Origin of the sequence: Xinfangfangia pollutisoli (genome assembly GCF_020179405.1) — a bacterium.
Lineage (GTDB): Bacteria > Pseudomonadota > Alphaproteobacteria > Rhodobacterales > Rhodobacteraceae > Pseudogemmobacter > Pseudogemmobacter pollutisoli.
On sequence record NZ_JAICBZ010000007.1, the window covers coordinates 55,591 to 70,889 of the forward strand.

Consider the following 15,299-nt stretch of genomic DNA (forward strand, 5'->3'; position numbering starts at 1 on the left):
GCATGGTCAACCCCCTTCGGCGCGGACAGAGGGGTCCGCGGCTCCAAGCCTATATATTCACATTTTTGCATTTGTAAATCGGCAAATCCGTCGCGGCGGTGGATTCTTTGCCCAGAACCGGCGCCCGCTCCGCATTCGCGCCATATTCGCGGCCTATCCGCCAGCGCATCGCCCGCCCGGTTGCCCCCGGTTGCCCCCGGGCTGCCCTGCCCCGCCTGCCCCCTTGCTTCGGTATGTGCCATGACTGCATCCTTTTCCCCCTTTGCCGGTTCCCCCTTTGCCGGAGGCCGCGCGCCCGAGGCGCTGACGCCCGAAGACCTGTCGGCCGGCGACCTGCAGCTTCTGCAGACCGCGCGGCTTTCGGCCACGCTGCGCCATGCCTATGACCATTCGCCGGTCCAGCGCGCCAAGATGCAGGCCGCAGGCCTAAGCCCCGACGATTTCCGCGCCCCCGAGGATCTGCGCCGCTTCCCCTTCACCACCAAGGCCGACATGCGCGGCGCCTATCCGTTCGGGCTGTTCGCCGTGCCGCGCGCGCAGATCCTGCGGCTGCATGCCTCGTCCGGCACCACCGGCAAGCCCACGGTCGTGGGCTATACGGCCGAGGATCTTGAGGTCTGGACCGCGGTCATGGCGCGCGCGATCCGCGCCGCGGGCGGCCGGCCGGGCGATCTGGCGCAGAATGCCTTCGGCTACGGGCTGTTCACCGGCGGGCTTGGCTTCCATTACGGGGCCGAGCGGCTGGGCTGCACCGTCGTGCCGGTCTCGGGCGGGATGACCGAACGGCAGGTGACGCTGATGCACGATTTCCGCCCCCGGCTGATCTTCGGCACGCCCAGCTACATGCTGTCGATCCTGGACGAATTCGCCCGGCGCGGGCTGGATCCGCGCGGCTGCGGGCTGGAGATCGGCATTTTCGGCGGCGAGCCCTGGACCGAGGCGCTGCGGGCCGAGATCGAATCCGGCTTCGGCATCGCCGCGCAGGACAATTACGGCCTGTCCGAGATCATCGGCCCCGGCGTGGCGATTGAAAAGGCCGGCGATCAGGGCGCGCTGACGATCTGGGAGGACCTGTTCTATCCCGAGATCATCGACCCCGATACCGGCGCGCCGCTGCCCGATGGCGCGGCGGGGGAACTGGTGCTGACCACGCTGGCCAATACGGCGATGCCGATGATCCGCTACCGCACCCGCGACCTGACCCGGCTTTTGCCCGGCAAGGGCAGCGCGATGCGGCGGATGGAAAAGGTGCGCGGCCGGTCGGATGACATGATCATCCTGCGCGGCGTCAATGTCTTTCCCACCCAGATCGAAAGCCAGTTGGTCGGCTGCGCGGGCCTTGCCCCGCATTTCCAGATCGAACTCAGCCGGCCGCAGCGGATGGATGCGATGGCGATCCTGGCCGAGGCCCTGCCCGCGCATGCCACCCCCGAGGCCCGCCGCCAGGCCGGCCGCGACCTGGCGCATCGGATCAAAAGCACGCTGGGTCTGACGGTCGAGGTGCGGGTGGGCGACCCCGGCAGCCTGCCCCGCAGCGAAGGCAAGGCGCGGCGCGTCATCGACCTGCGCCCGAAGGACTGACGCCCGCAGGAGCGGCCCCCGCAGGGCTGCCCCCGCAGGATGGCCCCCCGCAGGATGGACCACGAGGGCCGGATTTCCGGGCAAATCCGCAACGCGGGCAAAAAAGTGAACTGTTCTGTGCAGAAATTCAGGGCCCAAACGCCTGGACCTGCGCAACAGGAGGTTGACGGGCCCGTGATCCTGCCTCAGGCAAGGACACGCGGCCCCGCCGCCCCCCATTCCGATCTTCCTGCCCCACCCGGAGCCTCCAGATGTTCAAGCGGCTATTCATCGCCATCATCCTTCTTGGTCTGATCGTGGGGGGGATCGTCTGGTTCAAGTTCTTCCGCGACGAGATGATCGCGCAGTTCCTGTCCGGCCAGACCCCGCCCCCCGTTCCGGTCACCAGCCATACCGTGGCCCCGGTGGCCTGGGAGCCGGGCATCGACGCCATCGGCACCGCGCTGTCGGCGCAGGGCGTCGATCTGGCGATCGAAAGCGGCGGCACGGTGACGGCGGTGCTGTTCAAGGGCAATGACAAGGTCACCGCCGGCCAGCCGCTGGTGCAGATCGACGATGCCGGCCAGCGGGCCGCGCTGGACGCCGCCAAGGCCGCGATGTCGGTGGCCCAGGCCGAAGCGAACCGTGCCCGCACCCTGACCGAGCGCGGCGTCGGCGCGGTCAACACGCTGGAAAGCGCCGATGCGCAGCTGGAAAGCGCCCGCGCCCAGGTGACCGAGGCGCAGGTTCTGCTGGACCAGAAACAGCTGGTCGCCCCCTTCGCCGGCGAAATCGGCATCGCCAAGATCGAAGTCGGCCAATATGTCGGCGCCGGCACGGTCGTGGCCACGCTGCAGGATCTGTCGCGGATGCGCGTCGATTTCTCGGTGCCGGAACAGCAGATCACCACCCTGGCCCTGGGTGGGCCGGTCACGGTGACCTCGGAAGTCGGCAGCTTCTCGGCCACCGGCCGGATCATCGCCATCGAGCCGCAGATCGACGCCAATTCGCGTCTGGTCTCGGTCCGGGCCGAAGTCGACAACCCCGGCGGCGTGGTCTATCCCGGCCAGTTCCTGCGCGTGCGCATCGGGCTGCCGCGGGAAGAGGGCATCATCGCGGTGCCGCAAAGCGCCGTCAGCTCGACCCTTTACGGCGACAGCATCTATGTGATCCGCAAGGGCGAAGCCGACGCGACGACGGTCGAGCAGGTCTTCGTCACGCTGGGTCGCCGCTCGGGCGGGCTGATCGAGGTGAAGGACGGGCTGAAGGAAGGTGACCTGATCGTCACTTCGGGTCAGAACCGCCTGACCTCGGGCGCGAAGGTGCAGGTCGACAATACCGTGCCGGTGACGGCCGAGGCCGAGCCCGGCACCGAGGCGCCGAAGGCGGAGGCCCCCGCAACCGAGGCACCGGCAACCGAGGCCCCCGAAACCGAGGCTCCGGCCAGCGAAACCCCGGCACCTCAGGGCGAAGCCGCCCCCAAAGCCAGCGAATAAGGGCGAAACGATGGGTTTTTCCGAAATCTTCATCCGCCGGCCGGTGCTTTCGACGGTTCTTGCCGCTCTGATCCTGTTCCTGGGTCTGGCCTCGGTGGTGAACCTGCCGGTGCGGCAATATCCCGAAGTCGATGAATCGGTGATCACGATCACGACCGTCTATGCCGGCGCCTCGGCCGATCTGATCCAGGGCTTCATCACCTCGCCCATCGCCTCGGCCGTCTCGACGACCGAGAACATCGACTATGTCACCTCGGCCTCGCGGCAATCCGCCTCGGTGGTGACGGTGCAGATGAAACTGGGCGCCGATCCCGACACCGCGCTGACCGAGGTCATGTCCAAGGTCCAGCAGGTGCGCGGGCAGCTGCCCTCGGAGGCCGACGATCCGGTGATCGTCAAGGGCACCGGCATGACCTTCGCGCTGATGTATCTGGCGGTGCAGAACCCCAATATGACGCCCGAACAGCTGACCGAATATCTGGAACGCGTAGTGACGCCGCGGGTGACGAATATCGACGGCGTGGCGCAGATGGAAATCCTGGGCGGGGCCGAATATGCGATGCGGATCTGGCTGGATCCCCTGCAGATGGCGGCGCGCGGGGTGACCGCTTCGGAAGTGCTGACGGCGATCCGCGCGTCGAACTTTCTGGCGGCGCCGGGCGAGACCGAGAACGCCTATTTCCTGTACCGGCTGACGCTGGATTCCACGGTGCAAAGCGCCGATGCCTTCGGTGCCCTGCCGCTGGCGGAAGGCGCCAATGGCGTGGTGCGGCTGCGCGACGTGGCGAAGATCGAACTGGCCTCGGGCGCGTCCGATGCAATCGTGACCTTCAGCGGCGAGCCGGGCACCTTCATCGGCATCATCCCCGCGCCGGGCGAGAATCAGCTGGACGTGGCGACCAATGTGCTTGAGGCGCTGCCGGCGCTGGAAAAGACCCTGCCCCAGGGCATGACGATCAAGCTGGTCTACGATTCGACCGAGACGATCTCGGCCTCGATTGCGGAAGTGTTCAAGACCATCGGCGAGGCCGTGGCCATCGTGGTCGTGGTGATCCTGCTGTTCCTGGGCTCGTTCCGGTCGGTGGTGATGCCCATCGTGACGATCCCGCTGTCGCTGATCGGCGTCTGCGCGGTGATGCTGATGCTGGGCTATTCGATCAACCTTCTGACGCTTCTGGCCATGGTTCTGGCCATCGGCCTGGTGGTGGACGACGCCATCGTGGTGGTCGAAAACATCCACCGCCACATCGACGAGGGCCAGAAGCCCGCCCTGGCTGCCATTCGCGGCATGCAGGAAATCACCGGCCCGGTCATCGCGATGACCATCACCTTGGCCGCGGTGCTGGCGCCCCTGGCCTTTACCGGCGGCCTGACCGGATCGCTGTTCACCGAATTCGCCCTGACGCTGGCGGGCTCGGTGGTGATTTCGGGTCTGGTGGCGCTGACGATCACCCCCACCATGTCGGCGCGGCTTTTGAACCATGACGGCGAAGGCCGGTTCCAGAGGATCGTCGACCGGACGCTGGGCGGGCTGGCCAACTGGTACGAGCGGCGGGTGTCGTCCTCGCTGGACTATCGGCCGGTGACGCTGCTGATGGTCGTGGCGCTGCTGGGCGCCACGGGCTTCATGTTCGTCAACACCTCGTCGGAACTGGCCCCGGAAGAGGATCAGGGCGCGCTGTTCGCCATTCTCTACGGGCCGCGCTATGCGACGCTGGATTACACCGACGCCTTCACCCAGGAAATCGGCAAGCGCACCGCCGATATCGAGGAAGTGAAAACCTCGTTCTCGGTGGCCGGGATGGGCGGGGCCGACAATACCGGCTTCTACATCTGGTCGCTGAAGGACTGGGCCGACCGCAGCCGCAGCCAGGCCGCGATCCAGGCCGAAATCCAGGGCACGCTGTCGACCTCGCCCGGGCTGGAAGGCTATGTCTTCGCGCCGCCCACCCTGCCGGGCACCGGCGGCGGGCTGCCGGTCTCGATGGTGATCCAGTCGATCCACTCGCCCGACCGGGTCTTCGAAGTGGCCGAAGAGCTGCGGATGAAGGCGATGCAATCGGGCAAGTTCATCGTGGTGCAGAACAGCCTGTCCTTCGACGCGCCGCAGGTGAAGATCACCATCGACCGCGACCGCGCCGCCCAGCTGGGCGTGTCGGTGGCGGAAATCGGCAGCACGCTGGGCCTTCTGGTCGGCGGCGGCTCGGTCGCGCAGTTCGACCGCGACTCGAACAGCTACGACATCATCACCCAGGTGCCGAAAGAGTGGCGCGACAATCCCGAAAAACTGTCGCAGTTCTTCGTGCGGTCGTCTTCGGGCCAGATGGTGCCGCTGTCTTCGGTGGTCAGCATGGTGCCGGGCGTTACCGCGGCCTCGGTCGAGCAGTTCAACCAGCTGAACTCGGCCACGCTGTCGGCGATGCCGATGATCGGCCTGTCCTCGGGCGTGGCGCTGGCCGAGCTGGAGCGGATCGCCGCCGAAGTGCTGCCGGACGGGTTCTTCCTGGATTATTCCGGCCAGTCGCGGCTGGAAAAGACCGAAGGCAACACGATCCTTCTGGCCTTCGGGGCGGCGCTGGTGGTGATTTACCTTGTGCTGGCGGCGCAGTTCGAAAGCTTCCGCGACCCGTTCATCATCATGATGTCGGTGCCGCTGTCGATCTTCGGCGCCGTGCTGCCCTTGTATTTCGGCGCCTCGACGCTGAACATCTACACCCAGGTCGGTCTGATCACCCTGATCGGTCTGATCACCAAGCACGGCATCCTGATGGTGGAATTCGCCAATCAGCAGCGCGAGGAACACGGGCTGGGCCGCAAGGCCGCCATCGTGGCCGCGGCGAAAACCCGGCTGCGGCCGATCCTGATGACCACCGCCGCCATGGCGCTGGCCGTGGTGCCGCTGATCCTGGCCGAAGGCGCCGGCGCCGCCGCGCGGCAGGCCATGGGTCTGGTGATCTTCACCGGGCTGATGATCGGCACCTTCTTCACGCTGTTCGTGGTGCCGATGTTCTACACGCTGATCTCGCGGTCGGATGCGTCGTTCCTGACCCATCGCAAGGCGGTTGAGAAAGAGTTCAGCCCGACCTGACCGCCGGTCGCAATTATCGCCTCGGGGCGCCTGCCCCCTGCCAGCCGCATCCGAAAGGGTGCGGCTGGTGCCGTTTCGGGGCGCGCGCACGCAGGCGGGCCATGGGCAAGGCCGGCGGAGCCCTAGCGCTGTTCGTCCTGCACGAAACGGGCGACCGCCGCCTTGTTCTGCGGATCGATCAGCCTGTCGCCATCCGCCACCAGATCCTGCAGCGTCTGGCCCTGCAGCGCGCTGCGCCAGGCCTGTTCGGCCGCCAGCATCCGGGTCTTGATGAAGCAATCGGTCTTGTAGACGCAGGGCTCTTTCGCCTTGCCGGGCCCCCGCCTGCGGATCTCGCGGCAGGTGAAGGCGGGTTCGGTCCCGTCAATCGCCGCGACAATGTCGAGAAGGCTGATCGCCGCCGGCGCCCGGGCCAGCCGATAGCCGCCGCGCGGGCCCGGCACCGCCTCGATCACCCCGGCCTCGGCCAGCGCCCGCAGATGCTTGAGCAGGTAGGAGTCGGACAGGCCATGCAGCGCCGCCAGGCTTTTGCCCGTCAGCACCCGGCCCGGCGGCAGCCCCGCCAGCACCAGCGCGCAATGCAGCGCCGCCTCGACCCCGTCGCTCATCCTGCGCATCGCGCCCTCCACCTGACCCAACCGGGGCTTGCGCCGCCCAATCATGGATATATCCTATCCACGATTCGGGGCAAGCCGCCCCGGCACAGGAGACGATCATGACCGCCAGACTGAACATCGCCGCCCTTGCGCCCGATCTGTACAAGGCGGTGCGCGCGCTGGACGGGGCGGTGGGCAAATCGGGGCTGGAGCCGCGCCTGCAGCATCTGGTGAAGCTGCGCGCCTCGCAGATCAACGGCTGCGCCTATTGCGTGGATCTGCATGTGAAAGAGGCGCTGGCGCAGGGGATCGACGCGCAGACCCTGCATCTGGTCGCGGTCTGGCGGGAATCGCCCCTGTTCGACACCCGCGACCGCGCGGCGCTGGACTGGACGGAAAGCGTGACGTTGCTGGCCCAGACCGGCATCCCCGATGGCGATTATGATCGGGCGCGGCAGGTGTTTTCGGAAGCGGAAATCGCCCGGCTGACCATCGCCATCGGCACGATCAACATCTGGAACCGCATCGCCGTCAGCGCCCGGATGCAGCATCCGGTCTGACGGGCGGGCCGGTTTTTTCGCGCCGCGATGTCACATTTGGCGCGCCCGTCTTGTCATCCCTTTCGTAGCCCGCATTCGAAGGAGACAGACATGCCCGGCCCCACCCCCACCACCGCGCCCGCGCCCGCCCCTGCCACTGCCACTGCCGCGATCAATGCGCAGCAGCCCTGCCTGACGCTGATCAATGTCTACGAGGTCGACCCGGACCGGCAGGCCGATCTGGCCGATGCGCTTGCGCGCGCGACCGAAACCGGCATCCGCGATCAGCCGGGCTTCCTGTCGGTCAGCATCCACAGCAGCCTGGATGGGACGAAGGTGGTGAATTACGCGCAATGGGCCAGCAAGGCCGATCTGGACGCGTTCCTGCAAAGGCCCGAAACCCAGGCGCAGCTGCGGGCCTTTGCAGGGCTTGCGAAATCGGTCGCGCCCAGCCTTTACCGGGTCAATACTGTGCACACCGTCTGATCCCCTCTGACCCCGGACCCCGCGCAGATGAGCGATCCGCACCCCGACCCCGCGTTTTCCGCGAACCGGCCCCGGCTGGTCCGGCTGGCCTATCGCATGCTGGGCTCGGTCGCGGATGCCGAGGACATCGTGCAGGATGCCTATCTGCGCTGGCTGGCCACCGACCGCGCTTCGGTGCGCCAGCCGGCGGCCTTCCTGCGCACCATCGTGACCCGGCTTTGCCTGAACGCGCTGAAATCGGCCCGGCACCGACGCGAAACCTATATCGGGCCATGGCTGCCCGAGCCGCTTGTCGATGCCGATACGCCCGAGCCGGCCGACGACATCACCCTGCCGCTGATGATCGCGCTGGAGCGGCTGTCGCCGCTGGAGCGGGCGGCCTTCCTGCTGCACGACGTCTTCGGGCTGGGCTTTGACGAGGTGGCCAAGGCCATCGACCGCGACGCCGCGGCCTGCCGCAAGCTGGCCAGCCGGGCGCGCGACCATATCCGCGCCGCCCGCCCGCGCTTTCCGGTCACCCGGGAACAGGGGCTGGAAATCGCCACCGCCTTCTACACCGCCTCGCGCAGCGGCGACATGCAGGGGTTGCGCGCGCTTCTTGCCCAGGATGTCACCGCAAGCAGCGATGGCGGCGGCAAGGTGCCTGCCTCGATGCGCCCGCTGATCGGCATCGCGGCGGTGATGGCCCGTCACGCCGAGCTGGCCCAGGCCTTCCGCGCCGCGCCGTCGCTGCTGCTGCGCTACGCGCCGATCGACGGGCTTCCCGGCTTTGTCACGATCGAGGCGGGGGCGATCGTGCAGACCACCGCGCTGCAGATCGAGGCCGGCAAGGTGGTTGCGATCTACGTCACCCGAAACCCCGACAAGCTGCGGCATCTGACCGAGCCTGTCCGGCACTGACCGGCACTGACCCTAGCGCCCCCCCTCCCCCCGGCGATCTTCCAACCCCTCTCGCGCGCCCCCGCGCCCCGCCGGGTGCGGCACCGCCGCCGCCAGACCCGCGGGCAAAATCCTCTTGCCCGATCGCCATCGGCGTTGTATCCAGCTTTTCGTAATATCGTAATACTGTCTGCGCAGGCTGCCCTTCGGAGGGAGGCGGCTTGCCCGTCGGCCACAGGCCCGACCGCAGACCGAACGGGATGAGGAGGAGACATCACATGGCAGACACACCCAAGCCGCTGGACGGGCTGGAGCTGGACGTTGCGATCATCGGCGCCGGCGTCGGCGGGCTTTATGCGCTGTATTCCATGCGCGAGAAGCTGGGCCTGAACGCGCAGACCTTCGAGATGGCAAGCGGCGTCGGCGGGACCTGGTTCTGGAACCGCTACCCGGGCTGCCGCGTCGATACCGAGTCGACCGTCTACACCTATTCCTTCGATCTCGACATGTTCCAGAACTGGGACTGGTCCGAACGCTATGCCCGCCAGGCCGAAGTGCTGGCCTATCTGAACGCGGTCGCCGACAAGCACGGCCTGAAACGGTCGATCAACTTCAACACCAAGATCGCCCGCGCCGAATGGGACGATGCGGCCAAGCGCTGGGTGCTGACCACCGCCGACGGGCAGACCGTGCGCGCGCGCTATCTGATCGAATCGGTCGGGCTTCTGTCCTCGTCCTATGCGCCGCAATTCCCCGATCAGGACAAGTTCAAGGGCCAGATCCTGGTCGCCTCGAAATGGCCCGAACAGGGCGCCGATCTGGCGGGCAAGCGGGTGGCCGTGGTCGGCACCGGCTCGACCGGGATCCAGATCATCACCCAGATCGCACCGACGGTCGGCCATCTGCATGTGCTGCAGCGCACCGCGCAATGGGTGGTTCCGCTGGGCATCGGCCCCTTCCCGCAGGACGCGCGGGCGCGCATCAAGCTGGATCCCGTCGGCTACCGCGACTGGGCGCTGAACACCGGCACCGTCTTCGGCTTTGTCGAAAGCACCACCCCCGCCCTGTCGGTGTCCGAGGAAGAACGGCAGGACCGCTTCCAGAAGGCCTGGGACAAGGGCAACGGCTTCAGCTTCCTGCTGGAAACCTTCGCCGACCTGACCGTCTCGGCCGAGGCGAACAAGACCGCGACCGATTTCATCAAGTCCAAGATCGACGCGGCGGTGAAAGACCCCAAGATCGCGGCGATGCTGACGCCTTCGGACTATTACGCCCGCCGCCCCCTGGCGGCAGACGGCTATTACGAAACCTACAACCGTGCCAACGTGACCCTGCATGACGTGAAGGCGCAGCCGATCGAGCGGTTCACCGAGACCGGCCTGGTGGTCGGCGGGCAGGAGATCGCGCTGGACATCGTGATCATGGCCACGGGCTTTGACGCGGTGACCGGGAATTACCTGAAGATCGACACGGTCGGGCGCAACGGCACCAAGCTTGCCGATCACTGGCAAGAGGGGCCGCGCAGCTTTGGCGGCCTGACCATCGCGGGCTTCCCGAACCTGTTCATGGTCTTCGGCCCGTTCAGCCCCTTCACCAGCCAACCGCTGGTGCATGAATGGCAGGTCGATTACTTCACCGATCTGATCGACGCCGCCGAGCGCAGCGGCGGGGTGGTCGACACCGACCCCGCGGCCGAGGAAGACTGGGTCAGGATCTGCCAGGAAGGTCTGGCCGGCACGCTGTTCCAGGTGACCGACAGCTGGATCAACGGCGCCAACATCCCCGGCAAGCCGCGCACCTCGATGTGGTACATGAACGGCATGGCCAATTACATGGTCGAGATGAACCAGATCCGCGACGCCGGCTATCGCGGCTTCCGCATCGCCTGATCGGGTCCCGTCCCGGTCGTGCCCCCCGACGCCCCCGTCGGGGGGCGCGCCCTCCATCCCGCCCCGCCCCGCCGCGGGGCGCGCCCCCTTCCCCATGTTTGAAAGGAACAGCCCGTGACGCAGCCCTGCGCGGTTGTAACCGGCGGCGCCCGGAATATCGGACAAGCGATATCCCTGCGCCTGCAACAGGATGGCTTCCGGGTCATCGTGCTGGACATCGAAGAGCCCGAGGCCGAAACGCTGCGGGCCGATGCGCGACGGGTCGATCTGTCCGACCGTGACGCGGCCGAGGCGGCCTTTGCCGAAATCGCCGAAACCCTGCCGGTCACGGCGCTGGTCAACAATGTCGGCATCGTGCGCCCGGCCCTGTTCGACGCGGTGGATCTGGACGATTTCGACCGGCTGATGCGGCTGAACCTGCGCACCTGCCTGATCGCCGCCAAGGCGCTGGTCCCGGTGATGCGGCGCCAGGGCGGCGGGCGCATCGTGATGAACACCAGCCGCGTGACCCTGGGCAAGCCCGCCCGCAGCCTCTACAGCGCCTCGAAAGGCGCCATGCAGGCCATGGCCCGGACCTGGGCGCTGGAACTGGGCCCGCAGGGCATCACCGTCAACTGCGTCGCCCCCGGCCCGATCGGCACATCGGTGTTCTGGCAGAACAACCCCCCCGGCGCGCCGGCAACCGAGGCGATCGTCAACGCCATTCCGGTGGGCCGCATGGGCACGCCCGAGGATGTGGCCCATGCGGTCAGCTTCTTCTGCAACGCCCAAAGCGGCTTTGTCACCGGCCAGACGTTGTTTGTCTGCGGCGGCGTGACCGTGGGCTGAGCAAAGCCACCTGTTCAGAAACGCTGCAATCGCCCGCGGGCCGGGCTCGCCCGGCCTCGCCCCTTGCGAAAACGGTATTACAGTAATATCGTGTTACCACAATCGAGCATCGGGGCCTGCCGCCTTGCGCCGCCAGCCCCAGGAGGACCGAAATGACCGACCGTTCCCCGGCAAGCGCCGCCGCAGCCGCCGACGCTGCCCTCGCCGCGCCCTTCCCGCCCACCGGCCTTTACATCGACGGCCAGTGGCAGTCCGGCGCCGGCAGCTTTCCGGTGTTCAACCCGGCCGATGGAACCGAACTGAGCCAGGTTGCCGCCTGCACGGCCGACCATGCGCTGGCCGCGCTGGCGGCCGCCGACCGGGCCCAGCCCGCCTGGCGCCGGCTTGCCCCGCGCAAGCGGGCGAACCTGCTGCATGCCGCCCATCGGCTGATGCTGGCGCGCGAAGACGCCTTCGTCCGCGTCATGACGCTGGAAAGCGGCAAACCCCTGACCGAGGCGCGCGCCGAATTCCTGCTGTCGGCCGATTTCCTGCTGTGGTTCGCCGAACAGGTCGCCCATCTGCACGGAACCTATGCCGATGCCTCGAATGGCGGGTTCCGCATCGTGGTCAGCCATCAGCCGGTCGGGCCCTGCCTGCTGATCACGCCCTGGAACTTTCCGCTGTTGATGATCGTGCGCAAGGCCGGGGCCGCGCTGGCCGCGGGCTGCACCACCATCACCAAGACCGCCCAGGAAACGCCGCTGACCGGGGCGCTGTTCACCCAGGTTCTGCACGATGCGGGCTTCCCGCCGGGCGTGGCCAACCTGCTGCACACCCAGGCCTCGGCCGCGGTCTCGGACACGCTGCTGGCCGATCCGCGGCTGCGCAAAGTGTCGTTCACCGGCTCGACCCGGGTTGGCGCGCATCTGATGCAGCTTGGCGCCGCGAACATCGTGAATGCCTCGATGGAGTTGGGCGGCGACGGGCCCTTCCTGGTGCTGGACGATGCCGATCTTGACCTGGCGGTGGATCAGGCGATCATCTGCAAGTTCCGCAATGCCGGGCAGGCCTGCGTGGCGGCGAACCGCATCATCGTCGACCGCCGGGTCGAGGCCGATTTCACCCGCAAATTCGTGGGCAAGGTGGCCGAGCTGAAGGTCGGCAACGGGATGGAGCCGGTGGATGTGGGGCCGATGATCTCGGCCCGGCAGCGTGACCGGCTGTATGACACGATCCGCGACCTGACCGAAGCCGGGGGCCAGGTGCTGACCGGCGGCCGCGCGGTTCAAAGCCCGGGCTATTTCTTCGAGCCGACGGTGATCCGCTTCGACGCGCCGAACCGCGTGATGTGCTCGAACGAGCTGTTCGCGCCCATCGCCACCATCTTCGCGGTCGATGGCGTGGCCGAGGCGCTGTCTTTTGCCAATGACTCGCGCTTCGGCCTGGCGTCTTATGTCTTCACCAATGACCTGTCGCGCGCGGTCAGGCTGGGGGAAGATCTGGAATTCGGCATGGTGGGGATCAACCGCGGCATCATGGCCGACCCGGCCGCACCTTTCGGCGGCACCAAGGCCTCGGGGATCGGGCGGGAAGCCGGGCATGAGGGCATTTATGAATTCCTTGAGAAGAAATACATGGCCATCACCGTTGGCGAAGCGAAAGAGACCCTGTGATGGCGCTTGAAAACCGGATGGGACTGGGGCTGGTGCGGCAACCGAAGACGGTGCTGTTCGGGCCCGGACAACGCCGCCAGCTGCCGCAGATCGTGCAGCCGCTGGCCCGGCATGCGCTGTTCGTCACCGATGCGCGGATGGCGACGACGCCCGAATTCCAGGCCATGGCCGAAGCTGTGGCGGCGGCGGGGGTCAGGGTGTCGGTCTATCGCAATGCCCTGCCCGACCTGCCGCGCGCGAATGTGGTCGAGGCGGTGGCCGCCTTCGGCGATGCCGGGGTGGATGCCGTGGTGGGCATTGGCGGCGGCTCGTGCATGGACCTTGCCAAGGCGGTTGCCGCCGTCCTGGCCAATGGCGGCGACGTGCGCGCCTATTTCGGCGAGTTCAAGGTGCCGAAGCCCGCGCTGCCGATCATCACCGTGCCCACGACGGGCGGCACCGGCGCCGAAGTCACCAGCCTGGCCATCGTGCTGGATGAAGAGCGGCAGATGAAGATGGCCATCGCCGATCCCGCGATCGAGCCGGTCGCCGCGATCATCGACCCGGAACTGACGCTCAGCTGCCCGCCGGGCCTGACGGCCGCCACGGCCGCGGATGCACTGTCGCATCTGATCGAGGCCTTCACCGCCCGGCCGAAGAACCCCTCGGCCGAACAGCTGGCGACGCAGGTCTATGTCGGCAAGAACCGCATCACCGACATGTACTGCGCCGAGGGGCTGCGACTGATGAACCGCTCGCTGGCGCGGGTGATTGCCGATCCGTCGGACCTGGCGGCCCGGTCCGATGTGATGTTCGCGGCCTATTGCGCGGGCATGGCGATCAACACCACCGGCACCGCCGCCGCCCATGCGATCCAGTCGCCGATCGCAGCCCTGACCCACAGCCCGCATGGCTTTGGCGTCGGCGCCCTGCTGCCCTATGTGATGCGGTTCAACCTGCCCCATGCCGAAGCCGAATTTGCCGAGATCGGCCGGATCTTCGGGCTGGAGGGCGCCGACCAGACCAGCCTGGCGCGCGCCGCCATCCAGCGGGTCGAGGCGCTGCTTGACGCCGTGGGCTGCCCGCTGGATCTGGCGGCGCTGGGGGTCATGCCGCAGCATTTCGACCAGATCGCCACGTCCAGCGTGCAAGCCACGCGGCTGGTGCTGAACAACCCCGCCCCGATGACGCCCGACAGCGTGAAGGCGCTGCTCGCCCGCGCCGTCGCGGCCGATCGCAGCTGGTGGGACCGGCCCTGACCTTCCTCCCTGTCGGAGGGCCGATCACCTGCCAAAGGGGGTGCCGCAAGGCACCCCCTGATCGTCTCACGCCGCGGGGCGAAGTCCCAGGATCGCCCTTGTCTGGGCCGGGGTTGCCACCGGCCGCCCGTGACGGTCGCAAAGCTCGGCCACCCGGCGCACCAGCGCGGCGTTCGAGGGCGCAAGCGTGTCGCGGTCCAGCCGGATATTGTCCTCAAGCCCGGTGCGGGCATGCCCGCCGGCGGCAATCGACCAGTCATTGATCGTCAGCTGGTGCCGCCCGATGCCGGCGGCGCACCATTCGGCCCCGGGCATCAGCCGGCGCGTGGTCTGCACGAAGAAATCGAAGGCGGGGCGGTCCACCGGCATGGCGTTCTTCACCCCCATCACGAACTGGATGTAGATGTCGCCGGGAATGCGGCCATCGGCATTCATCTCGGCCGCCTTGAAGATATGCGACAGATCGAAGGCCTCGATCTCGGGCTTGATCTGATGGCGGCGCATCTCGGCGGCCAGCCAGTCGACCAGATCGGGCGGGTTTTCATAGACCCGGCCCGGAAAATTGTTCGACCCCACCGAAAGCGACGCCATGTCGGGCCGCATCGCCAGCATGCCGCCGCGATCCCTGCCCGCGGCCGCCCGCCCGCCGGTCGAGACCTGGAACACCATATCCGGGCAATGCGCGCGCACGCCGTCGAACAGGCGCAGATAGCGCTCGGGGTCCGAGGTCGGGTTCTGGTCGTCATCGCGCACATGGGCGTGGCAGATCGTGGCCCCCGCCTCATAGGCCGCATGGGTGCTTTCGACCTGTTCAGAGATCGTCACCGGCACGGCCGGATTGTCGCTTTTGCGCGGCAGCGAGCCGGTGATCGCGACACAGATGATGCAGGGTTTGGTCACGGATGTCCTCCTTCTGATTGTGCCCCGCACGGGCAACGAAACGGGCAGGGGCGACAACGATATTGACCGTCAAATCATATTATCATATTACGGTACGACGCAAGTGAGGAGCTGCGTTCTACTGGGAAAGTCTTGCGATACTGGG

Annotated in this window: 12 protein-coding genes; 10 read left to right on the forward strand and 2 right to left on the reverse strand. The window is 67.3% G+C overall.

The annotated features are described in order from the left end of the window. Window positions 1–240 precede the first annotated feature (240 nt). The 3 genes from K1Y73_RS04725 (at window position 241) to K1Y73_RS04735 (ending at window position 6,144) form a co-directional block, all read left to right on the forward strand. Complete coding sequence (locus K1Y73_RS04725) at window positions 241–1,581, forward strand: AMP-binding protein (RefSeq protein ID WP_225026839.1); 1,341 nt, start codon at window positions 241–243, stop codon at window positions 1,579–1,581. Between the two features lie 251 nt (window positions 1,582–1,832). Next, a complete protein-coding gene (locus K1Y73_RS04730) occupies window positions 1,833–3,056 on the forward strand; it encodes an efflux RND transporter periplasmic adaptor subunit (protein WP_225026840.1) in 1,224 nt (407 codons plus the stop codon). Window positions 3,057–3,066: 10 nt separating this feature from the next. Next, window positions 3,067–6,144: an efflux RND transporter permease subunit gene (locus K1Y73_RS04735; protein WP_225026841.1), complete on the forward strand. Its 3,078-nt coding sequence runs from the start codon at window positions 3,067–3,069 to the stop codon at window positions 6,142–6,144. A 122-nt stretch (window positions 6,145–6,266) separates the two neighbouring features. Here K1Y73_RS04735 and K1Y73_RS04740 read toward each other — a convergent pair whose 3' ends face one another. Continuing rightward, window positions 6,267–6,761 (reverse strand): Rrf2 family transcriptional regulator, encoded by a 495-nt coding sequence (locus K1Y73_RS04740; RefSeq protein ID WP_225026842.1) that lies wholly within the window; start codon window positions 6,759–6,761, stop codon window positions 6,267–6,269. Between the two features lie 98 nt (window positions 6,762–6,859). On the opposite strand from K1Y73_RS04740, the gene K1Y73_RS04745 reads away from it, so the two are divergent. The 7 genes from K1Y73_RS04745 (at window position 6,860) to K1Y73_RS04775 (ending at window position 14,254) form a co-directional block, all read left to right on the forward strand. After that, window positions 6,860–7,300 carry a carboxymuconolactone decarboxylase family protein gene (locus tag K1Y73_RS04745; RefSeq protein WP_225026843.1) on the forward strand — a complete coding sequence of 147 codons (441 nt, stop codon included), beginning with the start codon at window positions 6,860–6,862 and terminating at the stop codon, window positions 7,298–7,300. A gap of 90 nt (window positions 7,301–7,390) precedes the next feature. After that, window positions 7,391–7,765 (forward strand): antibiotic biosynthesis monooxygenase family protein, encoded by a 375-nt coding sequence (locus tag K1Y73_RS04750; RefSeq protein WP_225026844.1) that lies wholly within the window; start codon window positions 7,391–7,393, stop codon window positions 7,763–7,765. 27 nt (window positions 7,766–7,792) lie between these two features. Beyond that, complete coding sequence (locus tag K1Y73_RS04755) at window positions 7,793–8,665, forward strand: sigma-70 family RNA polymerase sigma factor (RefSeq protein WP_225026845.1); 873 nt, start codon at window positions 7,793–7,795, stop codon at window positions 8,663–8,665. A gap of 257 nt (window positions 8,666–8,922) precedes the next feature. After that, window positions 8,923–10,533 carry a flavin-containing monooxygenase gene (locus tag K1Y73_RS04760; protein WP_225026847.1) on the forward strand — a complete coding sequence of 537 codons (1,611 nt, stop codon included), beginning with the start codon at window positions 8,923–8,925 and terminating at the stop codon, window positions 10,531–10,533. 114 nt (window positions 10,534–10,647) lie between these two features. After that, entirely contained in the window at window positions 10,648–11,361 is a 714-nt protein-coding gene (locus tag K1Y73_RS04765; protein WP_225026849.1) for an SDR family NAD(P)-dependent oxidoreductase, read from the forward strand. 152 nt (window positions 11,362–11,513) lie between these two features. Further along, window positions 11,514–13,016 carry an NAD-dependent succinate-semialdehyde dehydrogenase gene (locus tag K1Y73_RS04770; RefSeq protein WP_225026850.1) on the forward strand — a complete coding sequence of 501 codons (1,503 nt, stop codon included), beginning with the start codon at window positions 11,514–11,516 and terminating at the stop codon, window positions 13,014–13,016. After that, a complete protein-coding gene (locus K1Y73_RS04775) occupies window positions 13,016–14,254 on the forward strand; it encodes an iron-containing alcohol dehydrogenase (protein ID WP_225026852.1) in 1,239 nt (412 codons plus the stop codon). The genes K1Y73_RS04770 and K1Y73_RS04775 overlap by 1 nt, the downstream gene beginning before the upstream one ends. 66 nt (window positions 14,255–14,320) lie before the next feature. On the opposite strand, the gene K1Y73_RS04780 is transcribed toward K1Y73_RS04775, so the two are convergent. Continuing rightward, on the reverse strand, window positions 14,321–15,154 hold the full coding sequence (locus K1Y73_RS04780; protein WP_225026853.1) for a BKACE family enzyme: 834 nt from the start codon (window positions 15,152–15,154) through the stop codon (window positions 14,321–14,323). Between the last annotated feature and the right edge of the window lie 145 nt (window positions 15,155–15,299).

What these genes read in the sequence shown, in the direction of transcription:
- K1Y73_RS04740 (WP_225026842.1), bottom strand. Translation starts at nt 6,761, where the DNA reads ATGCGCAGGATGAGCGACGGGGTCGAGGCGGCGCTGCATTGCGCGCTG.
- K1Y73_RS04730 (WP_225026840.1), top strand. Translation starts at nt 1,833, where the DNA reads ATGTTCAAGCGGCTATTCATCGCCATCATCCTTCTTGGTCTGATCGTG.
- K1Y73_RS04775 (WP_225026852.1), top strand. Translation starts at nt 13,016, where the DNA reads ATGGCGCTTGAAAACCGGATGGGACTGGGGCTGGTGCGGCAACCGAAG.
- K1Y73_RS04760 (WP_225026847.1), top strand. Translation starts at nt 8,923, where the DNA reads ATGGCAGACACACCCAAGCCGCTGGACGGGCTGGAGCTGGACGTTGCG.
- K1Y73_RS04745 (WP_225026843.1), top strand. Translation starts at nt 6,860, where the DNA reads ATGACCGCCAGACTGAACATCGCCGCCCTTGCGCCCGATCTGTACAAG.
- K1Y73_RS04770 (WP_225026850.1), top strand. Translation starts at nt 11,514, where the DNA reads ATGACCGACCGTTCCCCGGCAAGCGCCGCCGCAGCCGCCGACGCTGCC.
- K1Y73_RS04735 (WP_225026841.1), top strand. Translation starts at nt 3,067, where the DNA reads ATGGGTTTTTCCGAAATCTTCATCCGCCGGCCGGTGCTTTCGACGGTT.
- K1Y73_RS04750 (WP_225026844.1), top strand. Translation starts at nt 7,391, where the DNA reads ATGCCCGGCCCCACCCCCACCACCGCGCCCGCGCCCGCCCCTGCCACT.
- K1Y73_RS04725 (WP_225026839.1), top strand. Translation starts at nt 241, where the DNA reads ATGACTGCATCCTTTTCCCCCTTTGCCGGTTCCCCCTTTGCCGGAGGC.
- K1Y73_RS04755 (WP_225026845.1), top strand. Translation starts at nt 7,793, where the DNA reads ATGAGCGATCCGCACCCCGACCCCGCGTTTTCCGCGAACCGGCCCCGG.